At 43.7% G+C, this 20,091-nt stretch carries 14 protein-coding genes; 7 read left to right on the forward strand and 7 right to left on the reverse strand.

What is annotated here, in order from left to right:
• Positions 1–4: 4 nt before the first annotated feature.
• The 7 genes from tssC to AB4513_RS12330 form a co-directional block, all read right to left on the reverse strand.
• Positions 5–1,483 carry a type VI secretion system contractile sheath large subunit gene (gene tssC / locus AB4513_RS12300; RefSeq protein ID WP_009846606.1) on the reverse strand — a complete coding sequence of 493 codons (1,479 nt, stop codon included), beginning with the start codon at positions 1,481–1,483 and terminating at the stop codon, positions 5–7.
• Complete coding sequence (gene tssB / locus AB4513_RS12305) at positions 1,483–1,986, reverse strand: type VI secretion system contractile sheath small subunit (RefSeq protein WP_009846607.1); 504 nt, start codon at positions 1,984–1,986, stop codon at positions 1,483–1,485. Before tssB ends, tssC begins: the two co-directional genes overlap by 1 nt.
• Before the next feature lie 19 nt (positions 1,987–2,005).
• Positions 2,006–2,527: a type VI secretion system tube protein Hcp gene (locus tag AB4513_RS12310; protein ID WP_009846608.1), complete on the reverse strand. Its 522-nt coding sequence runs from the start codon at positions 2,525–2,527 to the stop codon at positions 2,006–2,008.
• 34 nt (positions 2,528–2,561) lie between these two features.
• On the reverse strand, positions 2,562–4,022 hold the full coding sequence (locus tag AB4513_RS12315) for an ImpA family type VI secretion system protein (protein WP_102257284.1): 1,461 nt from the start codon (positions 4,020–4,022) through the stop codon (positions 2,562–2,564).
• A 218-nt stretch (positions 4,023–4,240) separates the two neighbouring features.
• Positions 4,241–4,540 carry a PAAR domain-containing protein gene (locus AB4513_RS12320; RefSeq protein WP_009846610.1) on the reverse strand — a complete coding sequence of 100 codons (300 nt, stop codon included), beginning with the start codon at positions 4,538–4,540 and terminating at the stop codon, positions 4,241–4,243.
• A 24-nt stretch (positions 4,541–4,564) separates the two neighbouring features.
• Positions 4,565–5,125 (reverse strand): DUF6931 family protein, encoded by a 561-nt coding sequence (locus AB4513_RS12325; protein WP_012603810.1) that lies wholly within the window; start codon positions 5,123–5,125, stop codon positions 4,565–4,567.
• 59 nt (positions 5,126–5,184) lie between these two features.
• Positions 5,185–7,167, reverse strand: coding sequence for a type VI secretion system Vgr family protein (locus AB4513_RS12330; RefSeq protein WP_102257283.1), 1,983 nt, complete (start codon positions 7,165–7,167; stop codon positions 5,185–5,187).
• A 499-nt stretch (positions 7,168–7,666) separates the two neighbouring features.
• Between AB4513_RS12330 and AB4513_RS12335 the strand changes: the two genes are divergently transcribed.
• The 7 genes from AB4513_RS12335 to prpF all read left to right on the forward strand — a co-directional run bounded on the left by AB4513_RS12335 (position 7,667) and on the right by prpF (position 20,012).
• Complete coding sequence (locus AB4513_RS12335; RefSeq protein WP_009846613.1) at positions 7,667–8,962, forward strand: hypothetical protein; 1,296 nt, start codon at positions 7,667–7,669, stop codon at positions 8,960–8,962.
• A gap of 467 nt (positions 8,963–9,429) precedes the next feature.
• Positions 9,430–12,603 carry an HD domain-containing phosphohydrolase gene (locus tag AB4513_RS12340; protein WP_009846614.1) on the forward strand — a complete coding sequence of 1,058 codons (3,174 nt, stop codon included), beginning with the start codon at positions 9,430–9,432 and terminating at the stop codon, positions 12,601–12,603.
• 427 nt (positions 12,604–13,030) lie between these two features.
• Positions 13,031–13,750, forward strand: a complete 720-nt coding sequence (locus tag AB4513_RS12345; protein ID WP_032555235.1) for a GntR family transcriptional regulator — start codon at positions 13,031–13,033, stop codon at positions 13,748–13,750.
• Positions 13,751–13,846: 96 nt separating this feature from the next.
• Entirely contained in the window at positions 13,847–14,743 is an 897-nt protein-coding gene (gene prpB / locus AB4513_RS12350) for a methylisocitrate lyase (protein ID WP_009846616.1), read from the forward strand.
• Positions 14,744–14,890: 147 nt separating this feature from the next.
• Entirely contained in the window at positions 14,891–16,093 is a 1,203-nt protein-coding gene (prpC, locus tag AB4513_RS12355) for a 2-methylcitrate synthase (RefSeq protein ID WP_009846617.1), read from the forward strand.
• Between the two features lie 100 nt (positions 16,094–16,193).
• Positions 16,194–18,830 (forward strand): Fe/S-dependent 2-methylisocitrate dehydratase AcnD, encoded by a 2,637-nt coding sequence (acnD, locus tag AB4513_RS12360; RefSeq protein WP_009846618.1) that lies wholly within the window; start codon positions 16,194–16,196, stop codon positions 18,828–18,830.
• A gap of 9 nt (positions 18,831–18,839) precedes the next feature.
• A complete protein-coding gene (prpF, locus tag AB4513_RS12365; protein WP_009846619.1) occupies positions 18,840–20,012 on the forward strand; it encodes a 2-methylaconitate cis-trans isomerase PrpF in 1,173 nt (390 codons plus the stop codon).
• Positions 20,013–20,091 lie beyond the last annotated feature (79 nt).

Consider the following 20,091-nt stretch of genomic DNA (forward strand, 5'->3'; position numbering starts at 1 on the left):
CCTATTAACCAGGAATCTTAGCAACCATTCGAACTGAGGTTGTCAGCTCTTCAAGTTGTAACCAAGGTCTTAGGTGAGCCACAGCTGAGTAGGCACCTGGCTTACCAGGTTGCTCAACCACTTCGATGCGAGATTCACAAAGAGGGGTTTTTGCGCGTTGCTCATTACCAATAGCACCGGCGTTGGTGTATTGGTCGATCCATAGTTGTAGCTCTCGTTTGATATCAGGAGCTTCAAGGTTTGAACCTAGCTTGTCTCGACCCATTACTTTCAGGTAGTGGGCGATACGGCTACTTGCCATAATGTAAGGTAGGCGAGCAGAGATAGCAGCATTCGCTGTTGCGTCTGGGTCTGTAAATGTTTTAGGTTTCTGAGTTGTTTGGCCACCGATGAACACAGCGTAGTTAGAACTTTTATAATGAACCAAAGGAAGGAAACCAAGGTCTGAAAGCTCTTTCTCGCGCTCGTCAGTTAGATTCACTTCTGTTGGACACTGCTGAAGTAGATCGCCAGCTTCAGACTTGTAGGTTAAGTTAGGTAGGTTTTCTACTTTACCACCGTTATCAAGTCCACGGATAGATGTACACCAACCCGAAGCAGTATATGCTTGAGTCATTTTAAGACCCAGTTCATATGCAGCATTCGACCAAACTAATTGGTCATTGCTGGTTGGCTTTGGACTGCCATCCATATCGGTTGCAAGCTCTTCGTATGCGAATACATCAGTACTTAGACCTTTATCACCATACGGTAGACGAGCAAGAGTGCGAGGCAGCGTTAGTGTTACGTAACGTGCATCGTCACTTTCACGGAATGAATTCCATGCTGCGTATGCAGGAGAGTCGAAGCCTGCTGCTACAGGTTTGCCTTCAGAGAAAGTTTGGAAGCTGTTGAACTCGAACATTTCAGCATTTGCAGCGGCAATGAACGGTGCATGACATGCTGCAGCAACTTCACCCATGTAGCGAAGTAGAGCAACGTCTTCATCTTTTGCGCTAAACTCGTAATCACCAATGAAAGTACCGTAAGGCTGACCACCAGCAGTACCAAACTCACCTTGATAAACCGCATTGAATAATGGGCTTCGGTCAATTGCTGGTGCGTCTTCAAATTGGTCAAGCAGCTCTTCTTGTGTGAAATCAACCATTTTAATCTTTAGATCACGGCCAAGTTCACTCTCTTTAACAAGCTTTTGTAGACCACGCCAAGAGCCTTCAAGTTTCTGCAAGTCTTTCTGCTGCATGACTTCAGATAACTGTTGAGATAGTTTCTTATCTATCTCAGAGATTGCATTCTCAATCGTCTTAGTAACGTTTTTATCCCACGTTACTGTTCCAGAAAGTGCTTGCTCTGTAAGTACAGAAAACAGTTCTTTCGTTGTATCTGCCGGAGTTTGAGTGGTTGCTTCAATCGCTCGGTCTAGAAAGCTGAGTGAGCCTTCTGTCGCTTCTGCTTGCGCTTGATTCTCTGTTTCAGTACTCATTACTCAGCTCCTTCTTCTTTTATACCTAGCTCATCAGAAAGCGCATTAATCGTGTCTGCACTTTGTAGAACTTCTTTAAGCAGTTTTTCTAGGTCGCGAGAACGATCGGCTTTAGAAAGAAGCACTTTCAGTTGGTTACGGGTTTCAACTAGTTTTTTTAGCGGTTCAACTTGCTCGATAATTGCTTCAGGTTCGAAATCTTTCATCGAGTCAAATTTAAGGCTTGCTTCAAACTGGCTGTCATCACCTGCAAGTACGTTGTCTACTTTTAGGGATAACTCAGGGCCAACGCGCTTCATTACAGTATCGAAGTTGTCTTTATCAACGTTGTAGAAAGTACGGTCTTCTACTTCTTCTTTGTCTTGCTTATGGCCTGAGTAGTCACCAATAACCCCAACAACAAAAGGGAGCTCTTTGGTTTCTACAGCGCCATTAGTCTCAACGTCATAGGTAATACTTACGCGGTTCTTACTTACGCGTTTATGTTGGGAATTTAGTGCCACGTTAACTCTCCTTGATTAATTACTTAGCAGTTGAAGTGACTTTAGCTGTAGTCGCGTCGAAGCCAACTTCAGGGCCTTTCTCGATCTTACCGCCGTCAGCTTCAATGTAGTAAGCCTTAGAAATTTGAGTGTAGGTTAGGCTGAAAGATTCGCTAGGAAGTGAACCGTCTGTACCTGACATATTGTAGCTAGACATACGAGCCATTTTCATCGTTAGAATTAGGTATGGATCTGCACCAGAACCTTCACGGTTTGGTTTTGTCATAACGATTTCAACAGTGCGACCTTCTGGACCCGGAGCGTACAAGAAAGTAGTTAGATGTGGCGACGCACCATCACAGCCACGAGAAATGTTAACTTCGCCAAGAGCAACCATGCCTTGGTCAGCATTGTTTGCGTTACCTACATCGATGCCAACACCACGGACAGCGCTCCAAGAAATACTATCGAGTGCGAAGAAACCATCTTTGCCCCCGATTTTTTCTACCGTTGCTGCACCTTTTGGTGTCGTACCTTCAATTCTCATAAAAATAGAAGCCATAGTGTTTCTCCTTGCTTAATGCAATTAATGGGCTTTACCACTCAAAATCTTGCATGCTGCTTGATGATGAGTTGGAAGTAGATTCAGATGCTTGGTTGGTATCTGCTGTGCTATTTGGACTAATAGGAATTGGCGTTACTTTAGTTGGTTCCTCAATAGTCGGTTTCGACACCGGAGCGAACTCTGGTGCTGAAGTTATTACTGGGACGGGCTTGCCTGACAAGTCCAACTTGTCTAGGTTATCCATCCCGGTCATTTGATTAATTTGAGCGATCACACTTTGCTCATTACCTATCATTTCTTGGAGTAGTTCTGGGAAACTCATGTAACCCCAACGAATTGAACGCTCCAATAAAAAGGCGATTGGGCTATGAGGTTCAGTCTCTTTAAAATACTCAGCAATTTTTCTAATTTCCTGAAACGCATGATCACGATTAACAATACCGTTAATACTCGACACGTTTTGAACAATCGTCTGAGTTTGGGTTTGAGAGGGGTGGCCATTTGATGATTGAACCTGACCGTTATCTACCACGCTCCCGTTACCTTGATTCACTGGCTCTGAATTATGGCCTGTTCCTGTTGCTGAAATAGGTTCATTTTTGACGGCAACCGTCTGTTCCGATGCCGAAGGTATTGAATCGCTTTGTTCGCGCGTTTCGGTTGAGCTTTGGATGACGTGGAAGTTGTCGTCCAAAGGCCAAGGAGCGAATTTTTCTCCTACTAGGAAATGAATCGCTTTGATCAGGTCACGTACGTTGGTTTTGATAAAGTTGAAACTGATCACCGAGGCGCTAACAGCTTGGCACTTTTCAGCCAGGTTTTTCTCTGCCATTTCCAGATCACTATAGATACTGGCCAAATGGAAGAGTGTTTCTGCAACGCTTTGATCAAACGCGTTCAAGGCTGATTCTTTCAGTTCAGCGATGTTACCTTTTCGTTCGGCTGTGAGGTAATCCCCAAAAGTTACACCTGAACAAAAATCAAGCATTTGAAAAGGTATGTAAAGAGAACTGGAGTCCAGTGATTCACCAACTAGCTGAAGTAGAGATTTAGCTCTGAACTCCGTGATTTCCTTTGCTTTTCCTGCATCATCAGAAGCTTTTAATTTAGCGTCTGGTAGCATTGGATTTAGCGTATCCCAAAATTGGTTGATGAAAAGGTTTAAAGCTGGGATAGCTGTAGCAAGGTTATGAAATGGCTGTGAAGTAAAAAGCTGGCTAGTAATGTACCAACCTAATATTTCTAAATCTTTAGACTGGGAGGTGAGTGTCTCTTCAGAAATTTTTCTTAACTCAGCCCAGTTTTCAGTATTTGCATCCACAATTGCTGGGTCAGAAGATGCATCAGGTGTTTCAACTAACTGACGAAATGAAGATTGAGCGCTATTGTAAACGTTTCTTAAACTGCGGTATGCGGTTCTATCCAATTTCAGGTAAGAGCCGGAGGGGTCATTATCCGAGATTGGAGTCAGTAAATGAGCAATTTCTGTCATACACGTCCTGTTAAAGTTATTTGATATCTCGATCACATAAAGTGTTATTTCTAATAGTTATTACTTATGTTTCATATAAAATATTTAACATTTATATATTCTATCGCTTTTTCTTAAAAAGTCCTATGTAAAATAGATATTTACTCAAAAATTTGAACTTTATCCAAGAAAATTACCCAGTAAGCCGACTTTTCGAAACCTTATGAAATGCAAGGATTTTATCCTCCAATCATTACGGTAGGCATACCCAAGACAATAGTACCCCCGTGGGCGGTTGTATCTCCCATACGCGCAGCAGGCTTATTCATGATAAGTACAGTAGCACTGCCTTTGATGATGCTATCTGGGGGGCCAACACAAACACACATATCCCCAAGCGTTGCTGCAGGCATATTGCCAATGAGAACCGTCGGTACACCAGGTCCAACGATTGGGCCTCCGACATGGGGGATTGGTGGAAGTGCGGGTGTCTGCATCGGGCAAACATGCATGTCAGTTAATCTTGCGGCTAACGTCATCGGCCACTCCTGTCATCTGTAACTTTATGATTGGCTGCCTTTGGCAAGCTCGAGAGCAATACCAATGGATTTCTTATAGTACTCGTTGGTTTTATCCCAATTGGGTAAGGCTGCGGAATGGTTGATTGCACCCGCTACCGCTTTGGAATATAAGAAAGGGTCGGGGAGGACGTTGGGTAAGTCAGGTGCAACAATACTGCCGGATCCGTTCCAAAATACGGCTTGAGCTAGCCAAGATGGCCCACAATTTAGTTGGAGCTTATTCGCAAAGAGTTCACTCTTTCTTCTCTGTTCTTCTGAAGGTGACTTGACCCAATCTTTGGCTGTTGAAATACATTGTTTTTGCATTGTAGACCACACATCACTTCTCGCATCGAGCGTATGTGCGCCCCACCAAATGGCCTCTCGAACAGGCAATCCGTGAGCAAGGAGCTGAACTAAGTCGAAATATAGCTCGCTTTCCAATAAAGCTTGAATAGAATCATCAATGTTGAATTCGTCATTAATCAGTGCTTGTGCTTCGTCGGAGCTTGAGAATCTGTCGAGCAACTGTCTGCCAGTTTGATATGGAATTTTTTTATACATGTTTCTGTCTTACCTGAATTTGTGCTCTAGTGTGGTTTAAATGCTAGCGATTGAATTCACTAATTCACCTTTACAATAGCACCCTTTAATTCGCCAAGTACGCCACCATTAAAAGTACCTTTTAGGCCTGATTTAAACTCGGCACTTAAAGACCCCTCTGCTGTGAGTGTGGTATCCGCTTTAATCGCGACACTGAGTCCTTTAATACTGTTGGAGCTTGTCGCTTCGAGAGCCGTTGTTACACCTGATATTTTGTTCGCGGATGTCGCCTTACTTGTTACGTTCATGCCTTCAAGGTTGAGTGCGCTACTGGCTTTGATATCAATGTTACTTGCTTCAATACTAATAGAAGATGAAGACATAGTGATTTTGCTGGACCCAACCTTTAGCTCAATCTTGTCATCCGCTTCTAGGGATATAGATTTACCTTTGGCAGCGATAGCTTTGTCTGAATTGAGGGTGTAATTATCTTCTGTTGATACGTTAACTTGTTTGGTGGTTTTCTGGATCAGTTCACCTTTAATGGTCTCTGTCAGGTTGTTCTCTATTTCTTTCGTGAAGTCTTTGGTTGCATGCATGTACAAGAGCTCATTGTCTTTCTTATCGTCAAAATAGAGCTCGTTAGCCAATCCGCTTAACTTAGTGCTAATACCTGTTTTCGTTGAGTTAGCTTCTTTGTAAGGTGGTGGGTTTTTACTGTTATAAACGCTTCCTGTGATAATCGGTTGGTCTGGGTCACCATCAATAAAACTGACCAGTACTTCTTGTCCTACTCTTGGAATAAACTGAGCACCATAACCATTGCCAGCCATCATCTGAGCAACGCGCACGTAGCAACTCGTTTTGTCTCCGGATGTTTGTGTATCCCAATGAAATTGAATGCGAACTCGACCTTGTTCATCTTGATTAATCTCACCTGCGGTATTACCGGCTACGATGGCGCTTTGTAGTCCGTGTATTTTTGCCTTATCCGTCGGTGAAGGATAATTAGGAGTCGACGTGTCAAGAAGGGTGAGACGTGTTTGACAATGGTTTTCGGTGCTATAACTCGTGTGAAGTTCTGTGACTAAATAGTCACCGAGTTGATCTTTGTCTAAATGGGATGATAGTGAAAACCATTTACCCAATTCAAATGAATCGTGTTGCGCTTCGGCTTCTACGGTTTGATAATTTTGCTCGAGCTGTTCAATTCGTCTTTTCACTAGGTTGCTGGCAAGGTCTTCCATCCCACCAGTGATACCAAGGTTAGGGTAAAACTGTTTCGTTAACTTGGTGTTGTTAGCTATCTTATGGCTGGATTTTTTCTGTTTACTGCTCACGAGTTTAGTTTGTGAGTAATCATAACTAGTCAGTTCGATGCTGGCACCATGAAATTGACCTTGCGGCATCCATTTATCGAGTAATGGATTGTTGCCTGAAGGGACTTCAATCATGTCCAGTTTACCGATATCTGACTTTTTATAAGGGCTCTGAGCGTCCTGTAGCATCATCACGTGATCTGAGTCGCTGTGTTGGAAAAAGTAATGAACCCCTTCTTCAGCAAGCAGGCGAGTTACGAAATCAAAGTCGCTTTCATCATATTGAACGCAATACTCTCGTTTGGATGAGGGCATGGTACCAGCCTTAAACGAGCCACTGAAACCTGCTTGGGTTAACACATCTGAAACGATATCTTTAGTCGATTGGTTTTGATAAACACGGAAAGAATGAGTGTGTATCAATAACCAAAACCACGGCCTTAGAGTGATGCGATAACTAGAATACTGCAGGTTACTGTCCATGCCCAATAACTGAACTTGCGTAACAATGCCGTTGAATACACGTGTGGCTGCTTGGTTGTTAGTGTCGTTAATAAAGCGTGTAATCGAAAGCTTTTGACCAAGCTGGTCATCAATTGAAAAGTTTTTTGAGATGAGTGTTAGTTCGATTTTAAAAGGCTTCGATAGGTACTCAGAAATAGCAAAATCGCTGACTGCATGCTCATTGCTTTTAGAATCTTTTGCCACAATCGCACTGGCAGAAGGGGAGAAATTATCCGTCATAGGCTCGCCTGATAATGCTCGAAGATGTTCTGATATTGTGTGGTATCAATATTAATGAACTGACTTGATTTGGAATTATGAGTCTAAATTTATAGCATAAATTCTATAATATATTAAGTTGTATTCTAGCTTTCTTTGGAAGGCTGCTTCTTAATTTAGAAGTTGCCTGTATACCGAATCAACTTGAAGGTGCAGGCTTGAGTACCAAAAATTACCGATTCATTCTCACCACAACTTGCCTTAAGAGCTTCATCAGTCTCTATGAATCTAATTATATTTGCGGCAGAGCTATATTAGCCGATTGTGACAAAAGAACAGATATGGCAAACTATATAGAGTACATAGAGTTTAATTATAATCGGGCGATAAAGCTCAATACTCTAGGTGTCTAAGCCTAATTTAACTTTGAAAAAATAATGCTCAATGTGTTGTCCTTTCTTGCAAAAGCAGAACACTTTCGTTTCTGAACTAATACAGCTAAATAATAAGAGTTTTATACATGCAAAATCAAAATCCAATGTACGCTGATATGTTGAGAGTATTCTCTAAAGCGGAGCTTGAAGGTGGTTCTCTCTTTTCTAAACTTGTTGTTGTTGGCAAAACTGCAGGTCAACTAAAGGAAGTTAAAGGGGTAGTCGATAAGAGTATCGGACTTGGTAAGGCTCTTAATTACGCTGGAACTCACGGATTGTCATCAATCAATTCAAGTGCCGGCTACAAAATAGCGTCAGGCGCTGTTAAATCAGTTGCTAGCAGCGCTGCTATGAATAGCGATCAAAACTGGTTTATGAAAATCGTGTCTACTTTAAAGCAAAAGTTGACTGAATTTTTATCGTCGATTACAGACTTTGGAAACGATTTAAAGCAAAAACTATTTGCTCTATTACCCGATGTTGTATCAAAAACACTAGGCGAAGTTTTACAGCATGCTGGTAATATTAAAGCCGCATTAGAGTCAGCATACAAGACCATTACAAAAACAATGCACTACCTAAAATCTGACGGTATGACTATGCTCGCGACCAACAAAGTTGGTTCTTACGTAATTATATCTATCAGAGAGCAAATAAAAGGTGCGGCAGTATCAAGTTCGATTGCAACTCTGCAAAGTGGCGGGACGATATTAGTGAATTCTCTGAGTGCTGGTGTTGGTGCAGCAGTAACAACTATCGCTAACGCTATTGTTTCCATTTTCAAATTTTTTGTCTCGCTAATCAAAAAATGGAAAATGGAAAAAGAATATAATGAATTCAAGAAAAAATGTACGACTTACTTAATTAACGTTCAATCAATGAGTGATGAAAGGCTAGAACAGTTCTTCGCGGAACACATACGTAAAATCCCGATCTTAGCTGCCTATATAGTTTGCATCCCTAGATATGGTTCACCTTATAATTTTTTGAAAATTCTTGATGTTACCCCGCCAAATGCACACAAACGAATCAGCTTGAGCCGAGGAATACGCAAGATAAAGTCCAAGATATTAGGCACAACACTTGACAGTGATAAAGTGGCACATCAAAAAAACATTCTTTCGTCTTTTGAACTATTAAAAGAAGAGTCAAGAGAGTTTATTAAGGAATGTCCGATATCTCTAGAGAGTAAAACTCCAGGTGTTCTTGAGGTGTTAAAAGCAGCGAGAAGCCAAATGAACTTTCTTCCCGGTAGTGATTTGGATGCGAGTAAAGTCGCTCATGCTTTACATAAAAGTAAATTGAGCAAAATTCATGCAGGAAAAGCCCATCACGTAACGGCACGTTTAGATCTCCTAATACGTTCTGACCGCTGGGCGTAAGAGGCTGTCCTAAATTCTGTGTAGCTGTCTAAGCTTAAGTCGTAATAGTGAAGGGTAGAGAGTTACCCACTTTGATTAAAGGAGCTAATCCCGTAATCAAAGACAATAAGGGGTAACTCTCATTTTCATACTAGCAATCCAATCATCAAACACATAGCCAGCCTACTCAATCTGGATTCGTAATGACTTAGAAAAGTTCAAGACGGGTCTTATTGCCTTGATGTCATTGGCGTAGGTGTTTCCATTTTATGAAAACTAATACCATTAAATTAATTATGGTATTAGTTTACTGACGTATATAGTTAATTATCATTTAAAGACATGATTATTGAGATTCAGGACAGAATGTTAAGAGAACTTGAATAATATATAGAATAATGTGTTGCTAGGGGCGGTAGGGCGTTGTAATAATATAAGTATTGTTAGCGTGTTACGTTTTTAGCTAGTGATTATTCAAGGATAGAATAATGGCAAACACAAAAATCTCGTTGCGGTTTACCGTTGGAGGGATGTTTCTACTTGCGACGGTGCTAACGGCGATCGTGGCGGTTTCACTTCAATATTACTTCAGTAAAAAAATGGCGACAGAGCATACCTTGTCCAAGTTGACCATGGTATCTCAGGACTTGAGCGACTATATCGGTAACGTCGACTCAGACGCGATAAATACCGCTCGATTACTGTCTTCCGTACATCGCTCTATTAGCTATCAAATTTCTCGCGAAGAGTCGCGTGGGATCCTCTCAGAAGCGATAAAAGATAACCCTCTTTTTTATAGTATTTACATAGGTTCTTCTAACGAACGCTTCTTCCAAATTATCAATCTGGAATCTTCTCCTTTTGTTAGAGAAAAAATTGGTGCCGATCGCTCAGACCGTTGGGTGGTGATCGAGATAAGCGACAGGGAAGCAGGTCGTATCCGCACGACTAAGTATTACGACCTTGAGTTTAATCTCAGGGAGTCAAAGACAGAACCGAGTAATTATTTTCCGACGACACGGCCTTGGTATGAATCCGCTAATACAGAGACGGTTGAAAAAACGCAGCCTTACCTTTTTCAGCATCTCCAGATAACTGGCCAAACCTATTCTCTAGCTTTTGAATCAAAAGCTGCTAGCGATACACAACACGTGATAGGCATCGATATCGTATTATCTTCTTTAGCGAGTAAGTTGTCTGCAAGCGCATTAGGTTTAGAGGAGGATAGTCAGGCAGAATCTTTCTTATACTCAAAGTCAGGTAACATTATTGCGTCAAATCGAGATGCTGAAACGGAAAATGCACTTCCTCAAATAAGTGAAATCGATTGGTCTGCTCAACAAAAAGCCGTAATTGAGAGCATGCCTCCTTTGTTATTCTCTAATCAAAGCGATTGGGGACCAATGGATTTCGCTGTATCTGGACAGCCACACGGTTATGCGATTGATCTTCTGAAAATGATTAGCGAGATGAGTGGTGTTAAGTTCGAGTTCGTTAATGGCTTTTCGTGGGCAGAGCTAACGGGAAAGTTTCATGAGGGAAGCATCGATGGTTTGCACTCTATTCAGAATTACGAAAGCAACGGAGTAAAAGGCTTATATACGGATGCGATTTACGAGCTACCTTTCTCTGTTGTTACGCGAGAAAACGCGCAAATCGTCTCAAACTACGGAGATCTCAGCGGAAAAAAGGTTGCGATTTTATCTGGATGGTCGGTTATTCCTCAACTAAGAAAAGATTTTCCAAATATTGAGCTTGTTGAATTTCCTAGTATGGAATTGGCATTTGACGCTGTTGATCGTGGTGAGAGCTTTGCAGTACTCGACGCTAAGCCAGTGCTTGAATTTTCTTTGGATAAATTTTTCCATGCAAGATTGAAAGTTAATGAAGTGCTGTTGGACCTCAAAGCTAATTACCCAAACCAGTTCCACATTGTGTTGCAAAACAAACATCAGCAGTTCTTACCTATCCTAAATCAAGCGATTCGCACACTCACAGATGAACAGAAAGCTTTTTTATCTCAAAAATGGTTTCATCATCATGCCCTTAACTCCGGTACAACCATTCCTTATGCTGAGCTTTATGAACGAACTGCAACGGCTACGACCGAAGGTGAAATGGCTAAGATTTTGCTCAATGGAGAACCTAAGCGTCTTTATCTGAAAAAGGTTGAAACGGGCGAGCACTACTCTGAATATTTTGCCGTTGCGATACCTGAGGAGGAAATCTACAGCGCGGTCAACAAGCGACTTGTGACGTCTATTGGTGTGACAGTGCTTTTGATGAGCTTAACTTTGCCTGTAGCTTGGATATTTGGTGCGCCAATTGTTCGGCCGATACGCCAATTAAAGGCTGAAACTAGCAAGATTAAGCAGCGTGATTATGACAACGTAGCCTTACTTGACACTCGAATAAAGGAAGTTTGGGAGTTATCTGTTGCAGTCAAAGAGATGGCAACAGAGATAAAGCAGCATGAGCAGAATCAAGAGGCCTTTGTTGAATCTTTTATTAAGCTGATTGCTCAGGCGATCGATGATAAGTCCGCTTATACGGCTGGGCATTGTAACCGTGTACCAGAACTGGGTTTGATGCTGGCTGATGTGGCTGAAAAATCACAGTCTGAGCACTTCAAAGATTTTAAGTTTGAAAATGATGATGAGCGTCGTGAGTTTAGAATTGCGGCTTGGCTTCATGATTGTGGCAAGATCACGACACCTGAACACATCGTCGATAAAGGTACGAAGCTAGAAGCTAACTACAACCGAATTCACGAGGTGAGAACTCGATTTGAAGTGCTTTGGCGTGATGCAGAAATTACAGCTTTGACAAAACAACTCGAAGGGTCTCTACCGGCTGAGCTGGTAGCTGATGAACTTGCGTCAACCAAACAGCAGTTACAAGAGGACTTTGAGTTTATCGCGACATCAAACGTTGGTGGTGAATTCATGAGTGATGATAAAGTCGCACGTATTCGCTTGATAGCTGAGACTACTTGGACACGTAACTTTGATGATCAACTTGGTTTGTCACCGATAGAGGCGTTGAATCGAGAATCGAGCTCAAGCTTACCAGCGGTAGAGCCGCTGTTATGTGATAAGCCTGAACATATAGTGAAAAGAGATAGGCCGTTAGAGTTCGACCCGAAATATCAAATAAAAATGGATGTGCCTGAGCACTTATACAATCTGGGCGAAGTCTATAACCTGAGTATTGCGCGTGGCACCTTAACTGCTGAAGATAGGTTTAAGATAAATGAGCACATGCTTGGTACCATCAAGATGCTTGAAAACCTGCCATTCCCGAAAGAGCTAAGCCGTGTGCCTCGTTATGCGTCGACTCACCATGAAACACTCAAAGGCACTGGCTATCCAAGGAAGCTCACAGCAGACGACCTTTCAATCCCAGAACGTATTCTGGTGATCTCTGATATTTTTGAGGCGTTAACCGCTGCCGATAGACCTTATAAGAAAGCGAAGCCAATCAGTGTTGCTGTCGACATTATGTACAAAATGGCGCTGGACGAGCATCTAGATATCGAGCTGTTTAGACTGTTTTTAACCAGCGGTACGCATATCCAATATGCAGAAGAGTATCTAAAACCGGAACAGATTGATTTTGTTGATATCAATAAATACCTCGAAGTGACTCGCCAGATTGCTTGACCAAAGGTTGGCTTGTTAGAACGAGTTCTATGAATGAAAGGCGCACATGAGTGCGCCTTTTTTATATCTGTGGTTTGGAGTTAAACGGAGAGGAAGGGTGTTGATACCTATATCTTGGTTGAGATCATTGATGGATGGGTCTGCGTTTTAAAAGTTGACTGTCAGTTGTCGACACATTGCTTTCGACCAACTTTGTGGTAGGCAAGGGTTTTGTATACTTATTTATGATTTAAGCTTATGAATTACAGGTATTAGTTGTCTTTTGTTGCTTCGTTTTACTATTTCTATGCCGATTAATGAAAATACTACCTTAGTCTAAATTGTCGACAATCTACTTGATTGTCGACAATTTGATCGTGTATTTTATGTTCATGTTATGGAATTGTTGACAATTAAGGCTCAACAATCAGAAGTGAGCAGCGTGAATATGAATACTGCGATAAAAGATCTCACCTTAAATGCAAACACGAAAACTCGTGTGAGCGATAAAGAAAACACCAAGTCAGAAAATCTGACTGAGTACCTCGTTGAGGCAATTGTTAACGGTGAATTACCTCCGGGCAGTAAGATCTCGGAACCTGAACTGGCTAAACGCTTTGAGGTAAGTCGAGGTCCATTACGTGAAGCGATAATGCGTGTTGAAGGACTTGGCCTGATAGAACGTATTCCACATGTTGGTGCGCGAGTTATTACATTCTCAGCAGACAAACTACTTGAGCTTTACGCGGTGCGTGAAGCATTAGAAGGCATGGCTGCTCGATTAGCGGCGAGACACATCACACAAGAAGAGTTGATCGGGCTTGAAGGCTTATTGTCGACACATTCTAAACATATCGATGAAGTCGAAGGCTCTTCTTATTTTCATCAACATGGCGATTTTGATTTCCATTACCGCATTATCAAAGCGAGTCGTAACAGCAAACTCATTTCGTTGTTGTGTGACGAGCTTTATCACCTATTACGCATGTACCGCTATCAATCGCCTAGGGCTCAGTCTCGACCAAAAGAGGCGCTCGATGAACACAAATACATCCTACAAGCGATTGGTAATCGCGATGAAGAGCTAGCAGAAATGCTAATGCGACGACACATCTCGGGAAGCCGATTGCTTATAGAACAACAAATTCAATCCAAAGATCTTGAGTAACTGGCGACTGGTATTTGCCAGCGGTTCTTCGCTGGCGAGAGCTAAACATCAGTAGTCATAAAGATTAGAAATAAACAATTAACAGGGAGCGTCATTATGAAGTTATCAGCAGGAGCTAAGTTCCGACAAGCTGTGCAAGACAACGACCCATTGCAGATCGTCGGTACGGTGAATCCGTATTGCGCGATGATGGCAAAGAACTTGGGTCATCAGGCCATTTATTTGTCTGGTGGAGGCATCGCCAATGCGTCTTATGGCTTGCCTGATTTAGGTATTACGACATTGAACGATGTATTGGTCGATGTTGAACGTATTACCAATGCGTGTGATTTGCCTTTGCTGGTGGATATCGACACAGGTTTTGGCGGCGCGTTCAATATTGCGCGTACGATTCGCGCGATGGAGAAGGCGGGCGCAGCTGCGATTCACATGGAAGACCAAGTGGCTCAGAAACGCTGTGGTCATCGACCAAATAAAGCAATTGTTAGTCAGCAAGAGATGGTCGATAGAGTGAAAGCGGCAACCGATGCCAGAACCGACGAAAGCTTTGTGATTATGGCTCGTACCGATGCATTGGCGGTTGAAGGTATTGATAGCGCGATTGAACGAGCAATTGCGTGTGTTGAAGCGGGCGCAGACATGATTTTCCCTGAGGCGATGAATCAACTCGATCAATACGTGAAGTTCTCGGCGGCGCTGAAATCGGCAACGGGTAAGCACGTGCCTATTCTTGCGAACATCACTGAGTTTGGCCAAACGCCACTCTACAACTGTAATGAGTTGGCCCAATCAAGTGTCGATATGGTGCTTTACCCATTGAGTGCGTTCCGTGCGATGAACAAAGCGGCGGAGAATGTTTACAAGCATTTGTTAGTTGAAGGCAATCAAGAAGCCCTGTTGGATTCAATGCAAACCCGTAAAGAGCTGTACGAGCACCTTAATTACCACGACTACGAGAACAAGCTTGACCAGTTGTTTTCAAGCGAAGGGTAAAACCAGTTTCAAATAATCAAAAATCAACTTAATCCAATAACGTGAAATGGTTAGTCGCCATATCCAGTACCGATGATAAAGATCATCGGACATATAAACAGGCAGCACCAAAGAGTGCAGGCGGCTAACACAGAAAAGGAGTTCACCATGTCTGTATCTTTGAGTGATAAAGCAGCTGTCGACAATGCTTCAAAAGTAGACAAAAAACAAAGTGACAAAACAGCCAGCGCACCGGCAATCGGTGGTGCTGGTCTACGTGGCCAGAGTGCAGGAACCACCGCGCTATGTACGGTAGGAAAATCAGGAACTGGCTTAACCTACCGTGGTTATGATATTACTGACCTTGCTAATCATGCTCAGTTCGAAGAAGTAGCGCATCTGCTACTAAGAGGTCATTTACCCACTGAAAAAGAGCTTGATGATTACAAAACATTGTTGGTTGGCCTACGCGGCTTACCTCAACCTTTGAAAGCAGCACTAGAGCTTATCCCTGCAGACGCTCATCCAATGGATGTGATGAGAACAGGTTGTTCAATGCTGGGTAATCTAGAGCAAGAGACTGATTTTTCTGAGCAACTGCCCGCGACTGAACGAATGCTTGCGCTTTTCCCTGCGATTATTTGTTATTGGTACCGCTTTAGCCACGATGGCGTCCGCATTGATACTGAAGATCAAAGTGAAGCATGTCTGGGTGGCTACTTTTTGAAAATGCAAACGGATAAAGCGCCTAGTGAACTTCACAAGAAGGTGATGCACTGCTCGCTAACGCTTTACGCGGAACATGAGTTTAATGCTTCAACCTTTGCGGCTCGTGTGTGTGCATCAACGTTGTCGGATATTCACTCGTGTGTCACAGCAGCGATTGGTACGTTGCGAGGCCCTTTACATGGCGGTGCAAACGAAGCTGCGATGGAAATGATCCAAGATTGGCAAACCGCCGATGAAGCGGAAGCGAACATCATGCAGATGCTTGCTAACAAAGACAAAATCATGGGTTTCGGTCATGCCATTTATCGTGAGAGCGATCCACGAAACGCTCTAATCAAACGCTGGTCAAAAGAGCTTGCACAAGAGGTGGGTGATGAACAGCTTTATGCCGTGTCTGAGCGCGTTGAAGCCGTTATGAAGCGAGAGAAAGGCTTGTTCTGTAATGCTGACTTCTTCCATGCGTCGGCTTATCACTTCATGGACATCCCAACCAAACTGTTTACTCCTATCTTCGTGATGAGCCGCCTCACAGGTTGGACGGCACACGTATTCGAGCAAAGAGAAAACAATCGAATTATTCGTCCAAGTGCAGACTACACCGGGCCAGAGCATCAAGACTGGCTACCAATCCATTTACGTTAGTCCTCTATATCGAGCCGACTTATATCTCGAGGTGACTTTCTCTTCATGTGATAAGGCCTCGAGAACCAACGAATAGAATTTAACAGATAATGGTGGATGTATGTCTGATGTAAAACTTGAAAGAAACCAAGAGCTTGATGAAAACAAGTATCGAAAGGTTCTACCGGGAACGGGCTTAGAATATTTCGACGCTTGCGAAGCGGTAGAAGCAATATCCCCAGGTGCTTACAAAACCTTGCCTTATACGTCGAGAGTATTAGCAGAGCAATTAGTAAGACGCTGTGATCCTGAAACCCTTGAAGACAGCTTAAAACAGATCATTGAACGCAAGAGCGACTTAGATTTTCCTTGGTATCCTGCGCGCGTGGTGTGTCATGACATTCTAGGTCAAACAGCTTTGGTTGATTTGGCTGGATTAAGAGACGCGATTGCCGACCAAGGCGGAGACCCTGCCAAGGTGAATCCCGTTGTCGAAACTCAATTGATTGTTGACCATTCGCTGGCAGTGGAACACGCGGGTTTTGATAGCGAAGCGTTTGATAAAAACCGAGCGATTGAAGATCGCAGAAACGAAGACCGTTTTCACTTTATAGAATGGTGTAAAACCGCGTTTAAGAACGTGAGTGTGATTCCTGCGGGGAACGGGATCATGCACCAGATTAACTTGGAGAAAATGTCTCCGGTTATTCAATCCAAAGAAGGTATCGCTTTCCCTGATACTTGTGTCGGCACCGACAGTCATACTCCTCATGTTGATGCTCTGGGTGTTATTGCAATAGGTGTAGGTGGTTTGGAAGCTGAGACTGTGATGCTCGGTCGTCCGTCTATGATGCGTTTGCCAGACATCGTGGGCGTTAAACTGACGGGTCAACGACAAGAAGGGATAACCGCAACGGATATTGTGCTTGCGATTACTGAGTTCCTTCGAAATGAAAAAGTGGTTTCTAGTTACTTAGAGTTCTTTGGTGAAGGTGCTCGTGCACTGACTATTGGCGACCGCGCCACTATATCGAATATGACACCAGAATACGGCGCGACAGCAGGTATGTTCTATATCGATGAACAGACCATACAATACCTAAAGCTGACAGGACGCGAGCCTGAACAGGTTGAGTTAGTTGAGCTATACGCTAAGCAAACTGGCTTATGGGCCGATGATTTAGATTCCGCTCAGTACGAACGTGTGCTTGAGTTTGATTTGTCTAAAGTTGAGCGCAACCTTGCGGGGCCTTCGAACCCTCATCGTCGTTTGCCAACCAGAGAGCTGGCTGAACAAGGCATCAGTCAAACATCTTGGAAAGAGCAGCATGCTAAGCAGTACAGCGACGAGCAAATGCCCGATGGTGCCGTAATCATCGCAGCAATTACTTCTTGTACCAACACCAGCAATCCAAGAAACGTAGTCGCCGCAGCATTGGTGGCTAAGAAAGCCAATCAGCTTGGATTAGTTCGTAAGCCGTGGGTGAAAACGTCATTTGCGCCGGGTTCTAAAGTTGCCAAGCTCTATCTTGAGTCGGCAGGTTTGCTTCCTGAACTTGAACAATTAGGCTTTGGTATCGTCGGCTATGCGTGTACGACATGTAACGGAATGAGTGGGGCGTTGGATCCTAAAATCCAACAAGAGGTCATCGACCGCGACCTGTATTCAACCGCGGTGTTATCAGGGAATCGAAACTTCGATGGTCGAATCCATCCATACGCAAAACAAGCGTTTTTAGCCTCACCGCCATTGGTGGTTGCTTACGCGTTGGCTGGCACGATTCGCTTTGATATCGAGAAAGACAGCTTAGGCACTGACAACAATGGCAAGCCAATCTACTTAAGTGATTTATGGCCGAGTGATGCCGAGATCGATGCTGTTGTCGGTGAGCATGTTAAGCCTCAGCAATTCCAACAAATCTACGTGAAAATGTTCCAGCCAGACGAGGAACAGGCGACGACTGAACCGCTTTATGACTGGCGGCCTCAAAGTACCTATATCCGAAGACCACCTTATTGGGAAGGGGCTCTTGCGGGAGAACGAAGCCTATCTGGTATGAGACCTTTAGCGATTCTGGGTGACAACATCACCACAGATCACTTATCCCCTTCAAATGCGATTCTCGCTTTGAGCGCTGCGGGGGAATACCTCACCAAAATGGAAGTGCCGGAAGAGGATTTTAACTCTTACGCGACCCATCGAGGTGATCACTTAACCGCGCAACGAGCAACATTCGCCAACCCTAAGCTTTTTAACGAAATGGTGAAGGACGCTGGAGAAGTCGTGCAAGGTTCATTAGCAAGAGTTGAACCTGAGGGGCAGGTTACTCGCATGTGGGAAGCGATAGAAACCTACATGAACCGTAAACAGCCTTTGATTGTCGTGGCGGGTGCGGATTATGGACAAGGTTCATCACGTGACTGGGCTGCCAAAGGTGTGCGTTTAGCGGGTGTTGAAGTGATTGTGGCTGAAGGATTTGAAAGAATTCACAGAACCAACTTGGTTGGCATGGGTGTATTGCCTCTGCAGTTCAAAGTAGGAACGAATCGCAATACCTTAGAACTGGACGGCACCGAGCTTTACGACGTGTACGGCGACATTGAAGCAGGTTCTGATTTGGCTCTAGTCATCACTCGTAAAAACGGTGAAAAGCTTGATGTTCCTGTGACCTGCCGACTAGACACCGCAGACGAAGTGAATGTTTATAGCGCTGGTGGCGTATTGCAACGTTTCGCCAAAGACTTTCTTGCAAATTAGGAGCTAGTTATGAACATCAAACAGATAAAAGTACCTGCTACCTATATGCGGGGTGGAACAAGCAAAGGTGTCTTTTTCAATTTAAGTGACTTACCTGAAGCTGCGCAAGTTGCCGGAGAAGCTCGAGACGCATTACTTCTGCGCGTGATTGGTAGTCCAGATCCTTATGGCAAACAAACCGACGGCATGGGTGGCGCAACATCCAGCACCAGCAAAACCGTTATTGTTTCGAAAAGCAGTAAAGCCTATCACGATGTTGATTACCTATTCGGCCAAGTAGCAATAGACAAGCCGTTCGTTGATTGGAGCGGTAACTGCGGCAATCTGTCTGCTGCCGTAGGCCCATTTGCAATTCATAATGGACTGGTCGATTCGAATCGTATTCCAGAAAACGGTGTGGTCGAGGTGCGAGTATGGCAAGTGAACATAGAGAAAACCATTATTGTTCATGTACCTATCGCTGATGGGGAAGTCCAAGAGTTAGGTGACTTTGAGCTCGATGGTGTCACTTTCCCCGCTGCTGAGATCCAAGTCGATTTTCTAGACCCCGCCGACGCGAGTGGCTCTATGTTCCCAACAGGGAATGTTGTCGATTTTTTAGATGTTCCAGATCTGGGGTGCATTAAAGCGACATACATCAATGCCGGAATACCCACCATTTTTGTTGATGCTGAATCGGTTGGTTACCAAGGCACTGAACTTCAATCAGATATCAATAGTGATACCAAAGCCTTGGCTCTGTTTGAATCCATCCGAGCACATGGTGCAGTAGCGATGGGTCTTATCGATTCCCTAGAGCAAGCTGAATCACGCCAGCACACTCCTAAAGTCGCGTTTGTTACTAAGCCTCAAGCGTACCAAGCTTCCAGTGGTAAATCGGTTGCTGCCGAAGATACTGATCTTCTGGTGCGAGCTTTGTCTATGGGGCAATTGCACCACGCCATGATGGGTACGGCTGCGGTCGCCATTGCTTCAGCGGCAAGCGTCCCGGGGACGTTAGTTAACTTGGCAGTCGGTGAGGGTTCCCGAGATTTTGTGACCTTTGGTCATCCATCAGGAACCTTAAAAGTGGGTGCTAAAGCGATACAAGGCGAAAGTGGGTGGAAAATTGAAAGGGCGATTATGAGTCGTAGTGCCCGAGTGATCATGGAAGGTGCCATTCGTGTGCCTTTTCCCAAGTAAAGCGACTGTCGTGAACGGTTAAATGTTCACGAACACAACGCTGAGAAAAGAGTGCAATCAAGTGCTACTGCCAAAAGCT

Source organism: Vibrio sp. 10N.222.54.E6 (genome assembly GCF_041473955.1).
Taxonomy (GTDB): Bacteria; Pseudomonadota; Gammaproteobacteria; order Enterobacterales; family Vibrionaceae; genus Vibrio; species Vibrio tasmaniensis_A.

Excerpts from the sequence above, each read along its gene's own strand:
- tssC (WP_009846606.1), bottom strand. The coding sequence starts at position 1,483 with ATGAGTACTGAAACAGAGAATCAAGCGCAAGCAGAAGCGACAGAAGGC.
- AB4513_RS12310 (WP_009846608.1), bottom strand. The coding sequence starts at position 2,527 with ATGGCTTCTATTTTTATGAGAATTGAAGGTACGACACCAAAAGGTGCA.
- AB4513_RS12315 (WP_102257284.1), bottom strand. The coding sequence starts at position 4,022 with ATGACAGAAATTGCTCATTTACTGACTCCAATCTCGGATAATGACCCC.
- AB4513_RS12320 (WP_009846610.1), bottom strand. The coding sequence starts at position 4,540 with ATGACGTTAGCCGCAAGATTAACTGACATGCATGTTTGCCCGATGCAG.
- AB4513_RS12325 (WP_012603810.1), bottom strand. The coding sequence starts at position 5,125 with ATGTATAAAAAAATTCCATATCAAACTGGCAGACAGTTGCTCGACAGA.
- AB4513_RS12330 (WP_102257283.1), bottom strand. The coding sequence starts at position 7,167 with ATGACGGATAATTTCTCCCCTTCTGCCAGTGCGATTGTGGCAAAAGAT.
- AB4513_RS12335 (WP_009846613.1), top strand. The coding sequence starts at position 7,667 with ATGCAAAATCAAAATCCAATGTACGCTGATATGTTGAGAGTATTCTCT.
- AB4513_RS12340 (WP_009846614.1), top strand. The coding sequence starts at position 9,430 with ATGGCAAACACAAAAATCTCGTTGCGGTTTACCGTTGGAGGGATGTTT.
- AB4513_RS12345 (WP_032555235.1), top strand. The coding sequence starts at position 13,031 with ATGAATACTGCGATAAAAGATCTCACCTTAAATGCAAACACGAAAACT.
- prpB (WP_009846616.1), top strand. The coding sequence starts at position 13,847 with ATGAAGTTATCAGCAGGAGCTAAGTTCCGACAAGCTGTGCAAGACAAC.
- prpC (WP_009846617.1), top strand. The coding sequence starts at position 14,891 with ATGTCTGTATCTTTGAGTGATAAAGCAGCTGTCGACAATGCTTCAAAA.
- acnD (WP_009846618.1), top strand. The coding sequence starts at position 16,194 with ATGTCTGATGTAAAACTTGAAAGAAACCAAGAGCTTGATGAAAACAAG.
- prpF (WP_009846619.1), top strand. The coding sequence starts at position 18,840 with ATGAACATCAAACAGATAAAAGTACCTGCTACCTATATGCGGGGTGGA.